17 protein-coding genes are annotated in these 17,112 nt (G+C 71.2%); 15 read left to right on the forward strand and 2 right to left on the reverse strand.

What is annotated here, in order from left to right; translation table 11 throughout:
• Positions 1-46: 46 nt before the first annotated feature.
• On the reverse strand, positions 47-1,237 hold the full coding sequence (locus AB0I04_RS46545; RefSeq protein ID WP_360900223.1) for a serine hydrolase domain-containing protein: 1,191 nt from the start codon (positions 1,235-1,237) through the stop codon (positions 47-49).
• A gap of 112 nt (positions 1,238-1,349) precedes the next feature.
• Here AB0I04_RS46545 and AB0I04_RS46550 point away from each other — a divergent pair, with 112 nt between their 5' ends.
• The 3 genes from AB0I04_RS46550 to AB0I04_RS46560 are packed head-to-tail and all read left to right on the forward strand — an operon-like array spanning position 1,350 to position 3,873.
• Complete coding sequence (locus tag AB0I04_RS46550) at positions 1,350-2,504, forward strand: histidine kinase (RefSeq protein WP_360900226.1); 1,155 nt, start codon at positions 1,350-1,352, stop codon at positions 2,502-2,504.
• Complete coding sequence (locus tag AB0I04_RS46555; protein WP_360900229.1) at positions 2,492-3,139, forward strand: response regulator transcription factor; 648 nt, start codon at positions 2,492-2,494, stop codon at positions 3,137-3,139. The genes AB0I04_RS46550 and AB0I04_RS46555 overlap by 13 nt, the downstream gene beginning before the upstream one ends.
• Before the next feature lie 29 nt (positions 3,140-3,168).
• Positions 3,169-3,873 (forward strand): class I SAM-dependent methyltransferase, encoded by a 705-nt coding sequence (locus tag AB0I04_RS46560; protein WP_360900232.1) that lies wholly within the window; start codon positions 3,169-3,171, stop codon positions 3,871-3,873.
• Here the strand turns inward: AB0I04_RS46560 and AB0I04_RS46565 are convergent.
• The gene (locus tag AB0I04_RS46565) at positions 3,870-4,151 is read right to left on the reverse strand and encodes an alpha/beta hydrolase (RefSeq protein ID WP_360900234.1); all 282 of its coding nucleotides are present in this window, start codon (positions 4,149-4,151) and stop codon (positions 3,870-3,872) included. The genes AB0I04_RS46560 and AB0I04_RS46565 overlap by 4 nt on opposite strands.
• Here AB0I04_RS46565 and AB0I04_RS46570 point away from each other — a divergent pair.
• From AB0I04_RS46570 to AB0I04_RS46625, 12 genes are all read left to right on the forward strand, one after another.
• The gene (locus AB0I04_RS46570) at positions 4,143-4,343 is read left to right on the forward strand and encodes a hypothetical protein (protein WP_360900236.1); all 201 of its coding nucleotides are present in this window, start codon (positions 4,143-4,145) and stop codon (positions 4,341-4,343) included. The two genes, AB0I04_RS46565 and AB0I04_RS46570, sit on opposite strands and share 9 nt — an antisense overlap.
• Positions 4,344-4,400: 57 nt before the next feature.
• Positions 4,401-6,731: a LuxR C-terminal-related transcriptional regulator gene (locus tag AB0I04_RS46575; protein ID WP_360900239.1), complete on the forward strand. Its 2,331-nt coding sequence runs from the start codon at positions 4,401-4,403 to the stop codon at positions 6,729-6,731.
• A 140-nt stretch (positions 6,732-6,871) separates the two neighbouring features.
• Complete coding sequence (locus AB0I04_RS46580) at positions 6,872-7,750, forward strand: transketolase (RefSeq protein WP_360900242.1); 879 nt, start codon at positions 6,872-6,874, stop codon at positions 7,748-7,750.
• Positions 7,747-8,703 carry a transketolase C-terminal domain-containing protein gene (locus AB0I04_RS46585; protein ID WP_360900245.1) on the forward strand — a complete coding sequence of 319 codons (957 nt, stop codon included), beginning with the start codon at positions 7,747-7,749 and terminating at the stop codon, positions 8,701-8,703. The genes AB0I04_RS46580 and AB0I04_RS46585 overlap by 4 nt, the downstream gene beginning before the upstream one ends.
• Positions 8,700-10,217 (forward strand): FGGY family carbohydrate kinase, encoded by a 1,518-nt coding sequence (locus tag AB0I04_RS46590; RefSeq protein ID WP_360900248.1) that lies wholly within the window; start codon positions 8,700-8,702, stop codon positions 10,215-10,217. The genes AB0I04_RS46585 and AB0I04_RS46590 overlap by 4 nt, the downstream gene beginning before the upstream one ends.
• A complete protein-coding gene (locus AB0I04_RS46595; protein WP_360900251.1) occupies positions 10,214-11,008 on the forward strand; it encodes an SDR family oxidoreductase in 795 nt (264 codons plus the stop codon). The genes AB0I04_RS46590 and AB0I04_RS46595 overlap by 4 nt, the downstream gene beginning before the upstream one ends.
• Before the next feature lie 26 nt (positions 11,009-11,034).
• The gene (locus AB0I04_RS46600) at positions 11,035-12,042 is read left to right on the forward strand and encodes an ABC transporter permease (RefSeq protein WP_360900254.1); all 1,008 of its coding nucleotides are present in this window, start codon (positions 11,035-11,037) and stop codon (positions 12,040-12,042) included.
• A 76-nt stretch (positions 12,043-12,118) separates the two neighbouring features.
• Positions 12,119-13,084, forward strand: a complete 966-nt coding sequence (locus tag AB0I04_RS46605) for a sugar ABC transporter substrate-binding protein (protein WP_360900257.1) — start codon at positions 12,119-12,121, stop codon at positions 13,082-13,084.
• 10 nt (positions 13,085-13,094) lie between these two features.
• Positions 13,095-14,591 carry a sugar ABC transporter ATP-binding protein gene (locus AB0I04_RS46610; protein WP_360900260.1) on the forward strand — a complete coding sequence of 499 codons (1,497 nt, stop codon included), beginning with the start codon at positions 13,095-13,097 and terminating at the stop codon, positions 14,589-14,591.
• A gap of 69 nt (positions 14,592-14,660) precedes the next feature.
• The gene (locus AB0I04_RS46615) at positions 14,661-15,671 is read left to right on the forward strand and encodes a sugar-binding transcriptional regulator (protein WP_360900263.1); all 1,011 of its coding nucleotides are present in this window, start codon (positions 14,661-14,663) and stop codon (positions 15,669-15,671) included.
• 18 nt (positions 15,672-15,689) lie between these two features.
• Positions 15,690-16,457: an SDR family oxidoreductase gene (locus AB0I04_RS46620; RefSeq protein WP_360900266.1), complete on the forward strand. Its 768-nt coding sequence runs from the start codon at positions 15,690-15,692 to the stop codon at positions 16,455-16,457.
• A 127-nt stretch (positions 16,458-16,584) separates the two neighbouring features.
• Positions 16,585-17,112: hypothetical protein (locus tag AB0I04_RS46625; RefSeq protein WP_360900269.1), on the forward strand; the 528-nt coding region annotated here is incomplete at its 3' end.

Below are 17,112 nucleotides of genomic sequence, written 5' to 3' on the forward strand. Positions count from 1 at the left end.
GAAGACTGCTCGCCGTGCCTTCAGAGCCCGCTCTGCGCGGGTGCCCTCAACGCCGCGTACGGCCAGCTTCCGGGGGTGCGCACAGTGCGTCGTCGATCAGTTTGCTCTCGGCCTGTTCCACGCGCAGGACGTCGCTCGTGGTATCGGCGCGCACGCCCGACAACGAGACCGTGACGCTGCGGCGGCCGTCGGCGGTGACGCCGGCGGCGCTGATCCAGCCGGAATCACCGCCCTCGTGGCCCCAGTACGTGCCGCCGCACGACAGTGCGCGTGAGAAGAGCCCCAGCCCGTCGCGGGCGCCCGGCATGAACTGCTCGAACTCCTTGCTGATCGGGATGGTCCGTTTCATCTGCGCCAGCTGCGCCGAGGGCAGGAGCCGGCCGCCGAGCAGGGCGCGGAAGAACCGGTTGAGGTCGGCGGTGGTGGAGACGAGTCCGGCCTCTCCGCCGGCGAACGGGCCGACCTGTTCGGTGACGTCCACGAGCGGCTCGCCGGGCTTGAATCTCTGGTAGCTGTCGGCGTGTGGCCGGGGCAGCTTGGGCGATGCGCCCGGCCAGAAGGTGTGTGTGAGGCCGAGCGGCCGTACGATCCGATCCCGTACCTCCTGATGCCAGGGGTGTCCCGTGACCCGCTGGATGATCATGCCGAGCAGGACGTAGCCGGTGTTGGAGTAATTCCAGTCCTTGCCGGGCTGGAAGTCCGGCCGGTGGCGCATCGCCCGAGCGACGATCTGTTCGGGGGTGTAGACGTCGTACCGGTGCTGGTAGAAGTCGTCCGCCGAGGTGTAGTCCGGGTAGTCGTCGTGGATGCCGCTGGTGTGCTGGAGCAGTTGGCGGATGGTGATCGCGCAGCCGTCGTTGCCGTTTCCGGTCACCACGCCGGGCAGCCATCGCTCGACCGTGTCATCCAGGGAGAGCCGGTCGTCGCCGGCCAGTTGCATGATCACGGTGGCCACGAACGCCTTGGTGATGCTGGCGATCCGGAAGTAGCCGTTCCGAGGGACCGGCCGCCGGCTCGTCAGGTCGGCGACACCGCTGGTGGCGGTCAGGTTCCGGCCGTCAGGGGTGATCAACCGGGCCTGGACGCCCGTAACGCCGAGTGCGGTGATCGCGTCGGCGTCGCGCCGGAGCCGGGTTCGGTCGTCGTGGTGCGGGGCGGCGCTCACGCTGGGCGCGCTGGTGGAGAGGGTTCCGGCCACGATGGCGGCCAGGGTCAGGTTTCGTCGGATGGATCGCATGGGCGTTGACGCTAGGTCTGGCGGGAGTGAGCGGACGATGTCGCTCACCAGTGGAAAAAAGGGGTAGCAGGCTGTAGTTCCGGGCTCGGTTCCATGGCCCAGACTTGGGCGGATGAACCACCACGCGGCCAGTCGGCTTTCGGCGATGTGGCGCGGTCTGGGTTATCTGCTGGCAAGCCTGTTCACCGCTGCGGTCGCCCTGTTCGCGCTGCCCGTACTGATCGTCCCGATGATGGCCCGCGCCTGGGCGTCCTGGCATCGTCGCCGCGCGGAGCGGATGCTGCGCCGTCCGCCTTCCGGTTCCGTCCGCGTCGGTGCGTGGCGTGTTCTCGGGTGGCTGTGCACGTACATCGTGACCAGTCTGGCGTTCGGGCTCGTCGCGGTGCTGTGCGCCGGTAACGCGGTGGCCACGGCCGTCACGGTGCCCTTGTGGTGGGCGTTGCCCGCCGGCACCCGCGCGGGCGGCTTCGCCGCCGGTGTTCCACTGACCGGGTGGGGTACGGCGTTGACCCTGGGGACCGGACAAATTGTCATCTTCGCGGCCCTGACCTACTGGCTGGTTCCGCCGCTGGCGCGCCTCCATGCCCGGACCTGCGTGGCGCTGCTGTCCCCGTCGGCCGCCGAGCGGCTGACACAGCGCGTCGAGACCCTGACCGAGACGCGGGCCGGCGCCATGAACGCGCACGGCGCGGAACTCCGGCGGATCGAACGCGACCTGCACGACGGCACCCAGGCCCGGCTGGTGGCCATCGCGATGCGGCTGGGCGCGGCCCGTGAGTCACTGGGCGAGGACCCCCAGATGCTGGACAGACTCCTGAAGGAGGCGCATGAGGGTACCGAGGAGGCCATGGCGGAGCTCCGCGAGGTGATCCGGACGATCTACCCGCCGATCCTCGCCGACCGCGGCCTCGCCGGGGCGCTGACCGCCCTGGGGACCCGATCGGCGATCGACACCACCCTCGATATCGGCGACCTCGGAACGGTCCCCGCCGCGGTCGAGACAGTGGCCTACTTCACGGTCGCCGAGGCGCTCACCAACGCCGCCAAGCACAGCCGCGCCACCCGAACCACCGTCCGCGTCGCACGCGCCGGTGACCGGCTGTCGATCGAGGTCACCGACGACGGGATCGGCGGTGCCGACGAGACGCTGGGGACCGGGATCGCCGGAATTCGTCGTCGCGTCCTGGCGCTGGACGGCACCGTCCACGTTCACAGCCCCGCCGGCGGCCCGACCACGATCGAGGTGAGTCTGCCATGCGGGTCGTGATCGCCGAGGACAACGTCCTGCTGTCCAGCGGGCTGGAACTCCTGCTGACCGCCAAGGGCTTCGACGTCGCCGCGATCACCCAGGACGCCCCCGGCTTCGTCGCCGCCGTCGCAGAACACCGGCCGGACGTCACCATCGTCGACGTACGGCTGCCGCCGTCCTTCCGCGACGAGGGCCTCCTTGCCGCCCTCCGCGTCCGCCGCCGGTATCCCGGCCTGCCGGTACTCGTGCTCTCCCAATACGTCGAGCAGCAGTACGCCAGCGAGCTGATCTCCGACGGGCGCGGCGGCGTCGGCTACCTCCTCAAGGATCGGGTGAGCCGGGTGAGCGAGTTCGTCGACGCGCTGCGGCGGGTCGCCGCCGGCGGCACCGTCATGGACCCCGAGGTGATCGCGCAACTCCTCACTCGTCGCGCCCACGACCCGATCGACGACCTCACACCGCGCGAACGCGAAGTGCTCGCCCTGATGTCCGCGGGGGAGGACAACGCCACGATCGCGGCCCGGCTCGTCATCACCGAGAACGCCGTCCACAAGCACATCGGCAACATCTTCGCCAAGCTGGGCCTCTCGCCGGACGACAGCGGCCACCGCCGCGTCCTCGCGGTCCTCACCTACCTCAGCCGCCGGCCGTGATGATGATCATCTGCGGGATACTCACACCCATGGTGCAGTTCGCTGACTTCGACACGCGCGGCTACCGGATGGTGGACGTACGGACCGGCTACGGGCAATGGGTGAGCACGTACGAGGAGACGGTCGAGGACGTCATGGACCTCGCACTGCTCGACGAGCTCACCGAGCCGTCGTGGGCGACGGTCCGGCGCGCCGCCGACCTGGGCTGCGGCACGGGACGTACGGCCGCCTGGCTGCGGCGGCACGGGGTGACCGCCATCGACGGCGTGGATCTGACGCCCGAGATGCTCGCGGTGGCACGGTCGAAGGGCGGACACGACCGGCTGTTCGAGGCCGACGTGACGGCGACGGGGCTCGACTCGGGCGCGTACGACCTGGTCATCTCCTCGCTCATCGACGAGCACCTGGCAGACCTGAAGCCGTTCTACGCCGAGGCCTGGCGGCTGGCGGAGCCGGGCGCGCGGTGCGTGATCGTGGCGTTCCACCCGCACTTCATCATGGCGTCCGGCATGCCCACCCACTTCACCAGCGAGTCCGGCGAGCCCATCGCGATCACGACCCATGTCCACCTGCTGAGCGACCACGTCATGGCCGGCGTCGCGGCGGGCTGGCGGCTCGTCGAGATGCGGGAGGGCGTCATCGACGACCGCTGGCTGGCCGTGAAGCCGAAGTGGGAGCGCTACCGCAACCACCCGATCTCCGCCGCCTTCGTCTGGCGCAAGGACCTCGGTTAGTCTTGCAGGGTTCGCAGGAACTCCATGAGGATCTCGTTGTAGGCGTCCGGCCGCTCCATGTTGGGATAGTGCGCGGTGCCTCCGACGGTGGCCGCCCGGCCGTGGGCGGCGGCGCCGACGAGCCGTTCGGCCATCGCGATGTGATCGGGTGAGTCGAGGTCGCCGTTGACGGCCAGCACGGGAACGGTGATCTTCGCTGCGCGGGCCCAGGTGCCCGGCACGGGGACGCGCCAGTCCCGTTCGTCGGCGGAGTGCTTGCTCATCGTGCGGTGGGCCATCTCCCTGATTCGCCGCGGTCATCGCTGGTCCACCTCACCGACGAGGGCGCGGACGCCGTCACCGCCCTTAAGGCCCGCGAGCGCGCCATGCTGGGCCGGGTCGGCGGCGACCTGACCGACGTCGAGATTTCGGCGTGTCTTCGGGTCCTGACGCGGATGCTCGAGTTCCTCGACGACGTCGACGTGAACTGAACCGATCCCTGCCTCGTACGATGGGTCCCGTCGGCCGCACGGCCCGGACATCGACCTATGGCTACGGGGGAGACCGGCGGGCGGGCGCAGGTGCACGGCCTCCCTGCCGAGAACACGAGTTTCGTCGGACGTCGGCGCGAGTTGGCCGAGGTCAGGCGAATGCTGTCCGATGCCCCCATCGTGACGCTGACCGGCCCGGGCGGGGTGGGCAAGACCCGATTGGCCCTGCGAGTCGCCGCCGTGGTGCACAGGGCCTTTCCCGACGGCGTGTGGCTGGTCGATCTCTCCTCGGTGCGGAACCGGGACCTCGTGGCCCGTTCGATCGCCGAGGCGCTGGGTCTGCGCGATCACTTCGGCCGGCCGGCCCTGGACCTGCTGACCGGCCACCTGTACGACAGGCGGGCGCTGGTCGTCCTCGACAACTGCGAACACCTGGGGGATGAGTGCGCGGCCGTCGCGGACGCGATCCTGCGGTCGGCGCCGCGGTTGCGGATCCTCGCCACCAGCCGGCACTCACTCGGGATCCGGGGCGAGCGACTGCTGGACGTGCCGCCGTTGGCATTGCCGGACGACGCTGCGGCGCGCACTCCCGCGCGGCTGCTCCAGCGCTCCGACGCGGTGCGGCTGTTCGCCGAGCGCGGCGCGGCCGCGGCCCCTGGATTCGCGGTCACCACGGCGAGCATGGGCGTGGTGGCCGAGATCTGCCGCCGGCTCGACGGGATTCCCCTCGGCATCGAACTGGCGGCCGCGCGCCTGCGGACGCTGCCGATCGACCAGCTGCTCATCCAGCTGGAGGACCGGTTCCGGCTGCTCGTCGGCCACGGCGAAGCGGTGCCCCGGCATCGGACGCTGCGTGCCTTGATCGATTGGAGCCACGACCTGTGCACGGTCAAGGAGCGATTGCTGTGGTCCCGCCTGTCGATCTTCGCCGGGAGCGTCGATCTGGAGGCCGCCGAGGCGGTGTGCGCCGGCGAGGGCATCGAGCGCCACGAGGTCGTCGATCTCATGATCGGACTGGTCGACAAGTCCATTCTGATCCCGCGACGGAACGGGCCGGTCATCCGGTACCGGCTGCTGGAGACGGTCCGCGAGTATGGCCGGGAGAGGCTGGAGCGATCCGGCCGTGCACAGGTGTTCCGCCGACGCCACCACGACCATTACCGGAGGCTGGCGGGCGAGACCCGCGCCCGCATGTCCGGCCCGGATCAGCGGAGCTGGCTCGCGAGGCTCGAAGCCGAGCACGCCAACCTCCGTGTCGCCCTCGAATACGGCTACACCGAGGCCGGAGAGGCGCAGGCCGGGCTGGCCATGGCCGCCGACCTGATGTACCACTGGATCCACGGCGTCCACCTCGCCGAAGGACGCGGCTGGCTGGAGCGCGGGCTGGCGATGGAGACCCGGCCCTCAGGCGCGCGGCTGCACGCTTTGTGGACGACCGGTGTGCTGGCCGTCATTCAGGGCGACTCTCGTGGCGCCGAGACGGTGCTCCGGGAGTGCCGGAGCCTCGGCGAACTCCTCGGCGATCCGGCCGCCCTCGCCTACGCCGCCCTCTGCGCGGGAATGCTGGCCCTCGCCCGCGAGGACGCGGAATCGGCGATTCCGCTGCTGGAAGAGGCGGTGAGCCGCCAGCGGGCGATCGGCGACCACACCGGTGTCGTGGAGGGCCTCATCCGGCTGTGCGCCGCCCATTCGATCGCGGGCGACGAAGCGCTCGCGATCGCCGTCGGGGAGGAGGCGCTCGCGATGTGCCGGCGGCACGGCGAGCGCTGGCACAAGGCGTACACGCTGACCGTGCTCGGTGCCGCGGTCTTCCGGCAGGGCGACCTGCCGCGCGCGAGCGCACTGGTGTCGGAGGCCGTGCGGCTCAATCGTTCCCTGGACGATCCGCGGGGCGTCGGCCTGAGCCTGGAGGTCCTCACCCTGATCGCCGCCGCGCAGGACCGGTTCGGCCGGGCGGCCCGATCGTACGGCATCCTGCACTCGATCTGGGACATGGTGGGCGGGCGCCCGCTGTCGGGCTACATGCACCCGGTCGCCCACGGCGAGGAATCCGAACTCCGGGTACGCCGTGCCCTGGGCGAGTCCGCCTTCCAGGCCGAGTACAGGCGGGGCGCCGCACTGGACTACGACGAGGCACTGGACTACGTGCTGGGTGAACGACAGCCTCCCGCCGCCTCGCCCGGCGACCGGCTCCCGCCGCTGACGCCTCGGGAGAGCCAGGTGGCCCGATTGATCGCCCGAGGACTGAGCGACAAGGAGATCGCCGCCTCCCTGGTGATCGCTCCGCGGACGGCCGAAGCGCATGCCCAGCGCATCCTCACCCGACTGGGGTTCGACTCCCGCGCCCGGATCGCCGTCTGGGTGACTGAACGGGACCAACACGGCTGATCCCGATCGCGGCTGTCCGAAATCTACGTGTTCACCCATTGACATGTGTCCGTAACCACGCTTAGCGTCGGTTGCAGATCCATTCAGTCTTGAATATCTATTCAAGCCGTCCCGACCAGTCAGCGAACAAGGACGGGTACATGCTCACTGCAGACCCAGACGCCGCCGCCCGCTACCGGGCGTGGCGCGATCAGGCCGCCGGCCTCGGGACCTCCGACCGGGCCACCGATCTCGCGCGGCTGGCCACCGAGGTCAGGCGGAGCGTCATCACGATGATCGATGGCGCGCAGCTCGGCCATATCGGCGGTGACCTGTCGGTCACCGACATCCTCGTCACCCTGTTCGGCGCGGTGCTCGACGTGGACCCCGAGGATCCGCGCCGGCCGGAGCGCGACCGGTTCATCCTCAGCAAGGGACACTGCGCCGCGTCCCTGTACGCCACGCTCGCGCACTGTGGCTACTTCCCCAAATCGGAGCTCGCCACCTTCATGGCGCCGATGTCCGCGCTCAACGGCCACCCGAACCGTACGAAGGTCCCCGGCGTGGAGACCAACACCGGGCCGCTCGGGCACGGCTTCCCGGTCGCGGTCGGCTGTGCGCTGGCGGCCAAGGTGTCGGGCGCGTCCTGGCGCACGTTCGTGGTCCTCGGCGACGGAGAGCTGCAGGAGGGCAGCAACTGGGAGGCGGCGATGACCGCCGCCCACTACGACCTCGCGTCCCTCACCGCGATCGTCGACCGTAACCGGCTGCAGCAGGGCGCCCCCACCGAGGAGACCAAGCGGCTCGAACCCCTGGCCGAGAAGTGGGCCGGCTTCGGGTGGGAGGTCCGCGACGTCGACGGCCACGACCACGAGGGGCTGCTCGCGGCGCTGCGCCCCTCCGAGACCGGGCGGCCCGTCGCCGTCATCGCCCACACGGTCAAGGGCAAGGGCGTGTCCTTCATCGAGAACCGTGTGGAGTGGCACCACAAGGTGCCCACCGCCGCCCAGGTCAAGGCCGCACTCGAGGAGCTCACATGACGACCGAACTCGTCCCCGATACGACGTACGACTGCCGGCAGGCCTTCGCCGACGAGCTGATGGCCCTGGCGGCGGAGGACGAGCGCGTGATCGTCGTCTGCAACGACTCCGTGGGCTCCAGCAATCTGGTCGAGTTCAAGAAGCGTTTCCCTGATCGTCTCATCAACGTCGGCATCGCCGAACAGGACCTCGTCGGAGTCGGCGCCGGACTGGCCAACGGCGGATTCATCCCCTTCGTCAGCGCGGCCGGGCCGTTCCTGACCGGCCGGGCCACCGAGCAGATCAAGACCGACGCCGCCTACAGCGGTGTCCCGGTGATCCTCTGCGGCCAGAGCCCCGGCATGGCGTACGGCGAGCTCGGCCCCACGCACCACTCGATCGAGGACCTGTCGTGGATGCGGGCGATCGCCGACCTCGCCGTCGCCGTGCCCGCCGACCCCGAGCAGACCCGTGCCGCCGTCCGCTGGGCCGCCGGGTTCAGCGGCCCGGCGTACCTGCGCATCCCCCGGTTCAAGGTGCCGGCGGTGACCCCGGAGGGCACCCCGTTCGAGCCCGGGCGCGCGATCCGGCTCACGGACGGCGATGACGTGACCGTCATGGCGATCGGCACCCTGGTCTCCCGCGCGGTCGAGGCCGCGCGGACCCTGCGCGCGGAGGGTATCGGCGTCCGCGTCCTCAACATGACCTTCATCGAGCCGATGGACGTCGACGCGGTCCTGAGCGCCGCGCGGGAGACCGGCGGCATCGTCACCGCCGAGGAGGCGACCACGACCGGGGGGCTTGGCGCGGCGGTGGCGACGACCGTCGCGCAGCACCATCCGGTGCCGATGCGCATCCTCGGCGTGCCCCGGCGGTTCGCGCCGACCGGAAGCGCGTCCTTCCTCCTGGAGTACTTCGGCCTGACCGCCGACGGCATCGCCGCCGCCGTACGGGAGCTGGTGAGCGCCGGATGAGCGCGGAACCGCTGATCCTGGCCGTCGACCAGGGGACCAGCGCGACCAAGGCGGTCCTCGTCGACCGGAACGGCGAGATCGTGGCGCACGGGTCGGCCCCGGTCGCCCTCGCGACGCCCGCGCCCGGCTGGGTCGAGCAGTCGGCGGAGGAGATCTGGGAGAGCTGCCGCCGGGCCGTCGCCGCCTGCCTGGACGGGCAGGACCCCTCCCGGGTCGAGGCCGTCGGCCTGAGCACACAGCGCGAGTCGCTCGTGCTGTGGGACCGGGCCACCGGCGTGCCACTGAGCCCGATGCTGAGCTGGCTGGACCGGCGTACGGCGGCCGACCTGGCCGTCTCCCGGGCCATGGGCTCCGCCGCGCTGGTCCGGGAGGTCAGCGGGCTGCCGCTGGACCCGATGTTCTCCGCGCCCAAGGCCGCCTGGCTGCTCGACCGGTACGACCCGGACCGCCGGCGCGCCCGCGCGGGCGAGCTGTGCCTCGGAACGGTCGACTCCTGGCTGCTGTTCAAGCTCGGCGGCGGGCATCTCATCGAGCTCGGCAACGCCGCCCGCACCCAGCTCCTCGACGTCCGGCAGCGCCTCTGGGACGACCGGCTCCTCGACCTGTTCGGCGTTCCGGAGCGCGTCCTGCCGCGGATCGTCTCCTCCCAAGGCCCCTTCCCCCGGACGCGGGGGCTGCCGCCGTTGCCCGACGGCGTACCCGTCACCGCCGTGCTCGGCGACTCCCACGCGGCGCTTTTCGCGCACGCGGGCTGGCAGCCGGGCACCGTGAAGGCGACGTACGGCACGGGCTCCTCCATCATGGCGGCGGCCTCCGCGTCGACCCCCGTATCGCCCGGGATGTGCCTGACCGTCGCCTGGGATACGGGCGCTCCGACCTGGGCGGTCGAGGGCAACATCCGTTCCACCGGGGCGACGCTGACCTGGCTGGCCGGCGTCCTCGGCGTCGAGCCGGCCGCCCTGGCCGACCTCGCGGCCGACAGCAGCGACGGAGTCGTCATCGTGCCCGCCTTCGGCGGACTCGGCGCGCCCTGGTGGGACGACGAGGCCGTCGGCCTGATCAGCGGGATCGGCTTCGGCACGAAGGCGCCACACCTCGCGCGGGCCGCGCTGGAGTCGATCGCGTTCCAGGTCGAGGACGTCGTCGCGGCGGTCGAACGCGACATCGGCCCGGTGTCGCGGCTGCTCGCCGACGGCGGCCCCACCGGGAACCGCACGCTCATGCAGCTCCAGGCCGACACGAGCGGGCGAACGATCGAACTCGCCCGGGCCCGCGACCTGTCCGCGCTCGGCGCGGCCCACCTCGCGGGCCTGACCGCGGGGGTCTGGAGCCGCGCCGACCTCGAACGACTCGACCGACCGCGCGACGTCTGCGTGCCGAGCCTGGACGAGGGCACCCGCCGCCGGCGCATCGCCGACTGGCACCTGGCCGTGCGCCGCGCCCGCCTGAGCGCGAACGACGCGACCTCAGTGGAGGACGACGGGCATCCGATGGCGCTGGGAGGGCGGCGATGACGCGATACCGGAGGTACGAGGGCAAAGCGGTGGCCGTCACGGGCGCCGCGGCGGGGATCGGGCTCGGCATCGCCGCCCGGTTCGCGGGCGAGGGCGCCGACGTGCTGCTGCTGGACCGGTCCGCCTCCGTCGAGGAGGCGGCGGCGAAGATCGCGGCCGAGACGTCCACGGGGACGTTCGGTATGCGGGCCGACGTCACCTCGCCCGAGGACGTGACCCGCGCCTTCGACCTCGCCGAACGCACGTGGGGCCGGCTCGACGTCCTGGTGAACAACGCCGGCGTCATCACCATCAGCCGCCTGGAGGACCTCACCCTCGACGACTGGCAGCGGGTCCTGGCGGTCAACACCACGGGCACGTTCCTGTGTGCGCAGGCGGCCGCGGCGATCATGCGACGCCACGGCGGCGGAGGGCGCATCCTCAACGCGGCCTCCGGCCAGGCACGGCAGGGCTTTGTCTTCACCCCGCACTACGCGGCCAGCAAGTTCGGCGTGGTCGGCCTCACCCAGAGCCTCGCCAAGGAGCTGGCCAAGGACGGGATCACGGTCAACGCCTACTGCCCGGGCATCGTCGGCAGCGACATGTGGGACTACAACGACCGCGAGTGGGGGCGGCTGCTCGGCGACTACGGGCCGGGTGAGCTGATGGCCGAATGGGTCGCCGCGATCCCGCTCGGCAGGGCCGGGACCAGCGACGACGTCGCCAACCTGCTCCTGTTCCTGGCCTCCGACGACGCGGCGTACATCACCGGCCAGGCGATCAACATCGACGGCGGCATGTTCATGAGCTAGCCGTCCCCCGAACCCCGGAGGATCTGATGAGCACGACGGAGAACGCCGTGACGGCCATCGACACACCACCACCGAAGAACGCGCGGGCCCCGTGGGCGGGCCGGCTGCTCGCGGGATCGCGCGGACCGGCGTTCGGCCTGCTCGGCCTGTGCATCGCCCTCTACATCGCGACCCCGTACTTCCTGACCTGGAACAACGTCCTCAACATCGTCGACCAGGTCACCATCCTCGGCATCCTCGCGCTCGGCGCGACCGCCGTCATCGTCACGGGCGGCATCGACCTGTCGGTCGGCGCGGTGCTGGCGCTGTCGATGATGGTGCTCGGCTGGCTGTCGCACCACGCGCACCTGCCGCTGTGGCTGAGCGCCGTGGTGGCGGTGGCCGTCGGCGCGGTCTGCGGCCTGGCGAACGGCCTCGGCGTCACGCTGACCAAACTGCCGCCGTTCATCGCGACCCTGGCGATGCTCTCGATCGCCCGCGGAGTGGCCAACGTCATCACCGACGGCCAGCAGATCGTCGGGTACGCCCCGTGGTTCGACAACCTGTCATCGACGCGGTACCTCGGCATCTTCACCGTGACCTCGGTCGTGCTGATCCTGCTGTACGCCGCCGGGTGGGCGTACATGCGGTACCGCGCGGGCGGCCGGGCGCTGTACGCCATCGGCGGCAGCCGGGAGGTCGCCCGGCTGGCCGGCATCAACGTGAAGCGGGCGACGACCGGGGTGTACGTCGTGGCCGGGCTGCTGGCCGGGCTGGCGGGCGTGTTCCTGGCGATGCGCCTGGACTCCTCCCAGCCCAGCGCCGGCGACGGCTACGAACTCGACACCATCGCCGCGGTCGTCATCGGCGGCGCGAGCCTCACCGGCGGCGTCGGCCGTGTCACCGGCACCGTCATCGGAGTGCTGATCATCGGTGTGCTCCGCAACGGCCTCAACCTCCTCGGCGTCTCGCCGTTCGTCCAGCAGATCGTCATCGGCCTGGTCATCGCCCTGGCCGTGATGCTCGACGTGCTGCGGCGGCGCGAGGCCGACTGACCCGACTCCGCCCGGGCGGCCGTACCCGCTCGGGCCCCTGAACTCGGGGGACCCATCCCTCACCCAAGGAGACCAAATGAAAGCCCGTTCCGTGATCGCCGGTGGCCTGGCCGCCGTGGTGACCCTCAGCATGGCCGCCTGCGGACGCGGTGGTGCCACCGCCGCCGCCGGCGGCGGGAAGAACATCACGATCGGCCTCGCCGTCGCGAACCTGCAGGCCGACTTCTTCAACCAGATCAAGCAGTCGGTCACCGCCGAGGCCAAGAAGGAGGGCGTCAAGGTCGTCGTGGCCGACGCCCACGGCGACGCCGCCACCCAGGTCAACCAGATCCAGGACTTCATCAGCCGGCAGGTGAAGGCCATCATCTACATCCCGGCGGGCGCGACCGCCGCCGGTGTGCCGGTCAAGGCGGCGAACCGGGCGAAGATCCCCGTCATCACGGTGGACCGCAACCCGCCCGACGCGCCCGGCAAGTCGTTCATCGCGACCGACAGCGTCGCCGCCGCGAAGACCCTCGGCGAGTACGTGATCAAGAAGTCCGGCGGCAAGGGCAACCTCGCCGTCCTGCAGGGACAGATCGGCACGACGCCGCAGGTGGACCGGCAGAACGGCTTCGGTCAAGCGCTCAAGACGGCGCCGGGCATCAAGGTCGTGGCGCAGCAGACCGCCGACTGGGCGCAGGACAAGGCGTTCTCGGTGGCCCAGGACATGTTGCAGTCCCACCCCGACATCAACATCTTCTGGGGGCAGGCCGACGCGATGGCGCTCGGCGCCGCCCAGGCCGTCCGGGCCGCCGGCGGCGGCAAGAAGTACACGATCGTCGGCTTCGACGGTGACTTCGCCGGGCTGAAGGCGGTGCGCAGCGGCACCATCGACGCCACGATGGTCCAGCAGACCCAGAAGATGGGCCGCATGGCGGTGCAGACGTCGGTCCAGGTGATCAACGGCAAGACGGTCCCGGCCCAGCAGCTTCAGCCGGCCTACCTGCTGACCAGCCAGGACAAGGCAACGGCCGACCAGTACATCGCCACCCACCCGTGAGGACCCGGCCATGACGCACGTCAGTGGAACCCACGACGGGCTCGTCGTCCGCGGGGTGTCCAAGCGCTTCGGCCCGACGCAGGCGCTGGACCACATCGACCTCGACGTACGGCCGGGCGAGGTCGTGGCGCTGCTCGGGGAGAACGGCGCCGGCAAGTCGACGCTGGCCAACATCGTCGCCGGCACCTTCGCCTCCGACACCGGCCACATGACCTGGCGCGGCCGGCCGTACGCCCCGGGCTCGCCCGGGGAGGCGATCGGCCAGGGGATCGGGCTCATCCACCAGGAGATGCGTCTGCTGCCCGACTTGTCGATCGCCGAGAACGTCTTCGTCGGCCGTCTCCTGCGGCGTCGGGGGCGGGTCGACACCGCGGAGATGAACCGGCGGGCGCGCGAGCAGCTGCGGCGGCTCGGGCTGGACATCTCCCCGACCCGCCTGGTCCGCACCCTGCGCGTCGCGGAGCAGCAGCAGGTCGAGATCGCCAAGGCGCTGACGCTGGACGCGCGGCTGCTCATCCTCGACGAGCCGACCGCCGCGCTCGGCGGGGACGAGGTCGACCACCTCTTCGAACGGATCGAGGCGCTCAAGAGCGACGGCGTGTCCTTCATCTACGTCAGCCACCGCCTCGACGAGATCGCCCGCATCTGCGACCGGATCGTCGTGATGCGGGACGGGCAGGGCGTCGCGTCCCACCCGACCGCCGAGGTGCCCGTGGCGCGGCTGGTGGAGGAGATGGTCGGGCGCAGCATCGAGCGGATCTTCCCCGACACCGGGACCGCACGGCCCCGGGAGGTGCTCCGCGTCGACGGCCTCACCGCCGCGGACGGCTCCTTCCGGGACGTCTCCTTCGGCGTACGGGAAGGGGAGGTGCTCGGCATCGCGGGCATCGTCGGCGCCGGCCGTACGGAACTGGTCCGGGCCATCGCGGGCGTGGACCCGGTCGCGTCGGGAACGGTCGCGGTGGAAGGACACCGGGTGCGCCTGCGCGGGCCGCGTGACGCGATCGAGGCCGGGGTCGTGCTCGTCCCGGAGGACCGCAAGAACCAGGGCGCCGTGCTGGACATGACGATCGGCGACAATGTCGCGCTGCCGAACCTCGACCGGGTCGGGCACGGCGGGTGGCTCAGCCCCCGCCGGGTCGGCACCGTGGCCGCCGAGGCCATCGACCTGCTGAAGATCAAGGGACGGCCGGTCCAGCCGGTGCGCACCCTCTCCGGCGGTAACCAGCAGAAGGTGGTGATCGCGAAATGGCTGCAGCGCCGTCCCAAGGTGGTGATCCTCGACGAGCCGACCCGCGGCATCGACGTCGGCGCCCGGGCGGCGATCTACCATGTCATCGCGGACCTGGCACGGTCCGGCATGGCGGTGATCGTGGTGAGCTCCGACCTCGACGAGGTCCTGGGGCTGTCGCATCGTGTGCTCGTCCTGAGCCGCGGGAGCCAGCGCGGCATCCTCGACGGCGATGACGCGACGGACGCCGCCGTGATGCGCCTCGCGACGGCATGACGCCGGTGGCGTGAACGCCTCGCCTCGCGCGCCGGCGGCTCCGCGCCGGTCCCCGCAGAAAGGACCTCGATGACCTTCAGCCGCAACAGTGACCCGGCGGCTCGCCGTACGACCCGGATGGCGACCACCGACGAGCAGCTGCGCCTCATGACCCGGGTCGCGCGCCTGTACCACGAGCAGGGCATGCGGCAACCGAAGATCGCCGAGGAGCTGCGGATCTCCCAGCCGCGGGTGTCCCGGCTCCTCAAGCAGGCCACGGAGCTGGGCATCGTGCGCACGATCGTCGTCCCGCCGGACGGCGTCTTCGCCGACCTGGAGGAGGCGATCCAGGCACGGTACGGGCTGCGCGACGTCGTGGTCGTCGACGTGGAGGGCGAGGCCGAGGCGGTCATCCCGGCCCTCGGGGCGGCGACCGCCGTCTACCTGGAGACGACGCTCATGGAGGGCGACCGGCTCGGCATCTCCTCCTGGAGCGCGACGCTGCTGGCGACCGTGGAGGCCATGCGGTCCCGGCCGGGCGGGCGCTTCCTGGAGGAGGTCGTGCAGCTCGTCGGCGGCGTGGGCGACCCGGCGGTCCAGGTGCAGGCGACCCGCCTGATGGGCCGGCTCGCCGACATGACCGGGGCCGACCCGGTGTTCGTGCCCGCCCCGGGGCTGGTCGGCAACAGCGCCGCCCGGGACGCCATCGCGGCCGACCCCAAGGTCGCCGAGGCCGCCGAGGCGTGGAAGCGCCTGACGATCGCCATCGTCGGCATCGGCAGCCTCGAGCCGTCGCCCCTGCTGCGGCAGAGCGGCAACATCTTCTCCCTCGAGGAGCAGCGTGAGCTGCGCGAACTCGCCGGCGTCGGCGACATCTGCCTGCACTTCTTCGACGAGGCCGGTGCCCTGCTGGGCACCGCGCTGGACGACCGCGTCATCGGGATCTCCCCGGACGCGTTCCGTGCGGTCCCGCGCCGCATCGGGGTGGCCGGCGGCAACCGCAAGCACGCCGCGATCCGCGCCGCGCTGCGCGGCGGCTGGGTCGACGTGCTGATCACCGACCTGGGCGTCGCGGGCCGGCTGGCCAGGGAATCCGAATGAAACGATCAGGAGCGTTCCATGTCCGTACCCTCTTTCCGGCTCGATGACCGGGTGGCCCTCGTGACAGGGGCCGGCAGCGGCATCGGCCGGCGCATCGCGACCGGGCTGGCCGAGATGGGAGCCGACGTCGCATGCCTCGACCTGCCGGGCAGCGACCTGACCGGCACCGTCCAGTCGATCAAGGACGTGGGCCGCCGGGGCGTCGCCGTCCCCGCGGACGTCACGCGCGAGGACGAGCTCGCGGAGGCGGTCGACCGTACCGAGCGCGAACTGGGCCCGCTCCGGCTCGCGGTCAACGCCGCCGGCATCGCCAACGCGGCGCCCGCGGAGGAGATGCCGGCGGACCAGTGGAGCCGGGTGATCGACGTCAACCTCACCGGGGTCTTCCTCTCCTGCCAGGCGGAGGGGCGTGCGCTGTTGCGCAACGGCGGAGGCTCGATCGTCAACATCGCCTCGATGTCGGGCACGATCGCCAACCGCGGGCTGACCCAGGCGCACTACAACGCGTCCAAGGCCGGGGTGATGCACCTGACGAAGAGCCTCGCGACGGAGTGGTGCGACCGGAAAGTCCGGGTGAACAGCGTCAGCCCCGGCTACACGGCCACCCCGATGAACCGCCGCGCCGAGGTCGCCGAGCGGGTCAAGGGGTTCGAGGCGGACACGCCACTCGGCCGGATGGCGACGGTGGACGAGATGGTCGGGCCGGTGGTCTTCCTGCTGAGCGACGCCGCGAGCTTCGTCACGGGGACCGACCTGCTCGTCGACGGCGGCTTCGTCTGCTGGTAGCGCCGCGTCGGCCGGGGCCTTTCCCGACGGCTCGGATCTGTTGCAGGTTCCTTCCGGGAGATAGATCACATTTCGGAATCCTTAAAGATCGGCACGCTGATGATCTTGTTCACTTAGCTTGTCGATCATGAGAATCTCTCGCCTACGGGGCCGGAGCATCATCGGCCTCGCGGCCGCCGGCGCGCTGCTGGGATCGGCCGTCGCGCCGGCTCCGGCGGCACGTGCCGACACGGACCCGCCGCCCATCACCGCCATCGCCGACATGCTTCAGCAGACGATGGACGGCCTGAAGTTCCAAGAGGTCATCGACACCGACCCGCCCACCACGGCCGCCGCCGTGCGCGCCCTCAAGGCGAACTCGGTCGACAAGGACGCCAAGACGCCGGAGCAGCGTGCCAAGACGTACGCCGCGGCGGCGGGCGACCAGCCGATCTCCCAGCAGCCGCAGGTGGACGCCACCGTCATCGAGCTGGACGCGAACAACCGCCCGGTCTCGGCGGGCACCGTGCTGATGAGCCCGCAGTACCCGCACGGGAAGATCATCCCGCTGGACAAGAACCTCCACACCAGCGACGTGCGCTGGCGGCAGTGGGACGACTCCGGGTGGTACACCAACCACGCTCAGGGCACGATCGACGTTGTTCCGGGGCGGGAG

Origin of the sequence: Actinoallomurus sp. NPDC050550 (genome assembly GCF_040655075.1) — a bacterium.
Taxonomy (GTDB): Bacteria; Actinomycetota; Actinomycetes; order Streptosporangiales; family Streptosporangiaceae; genus Actinoallomurus.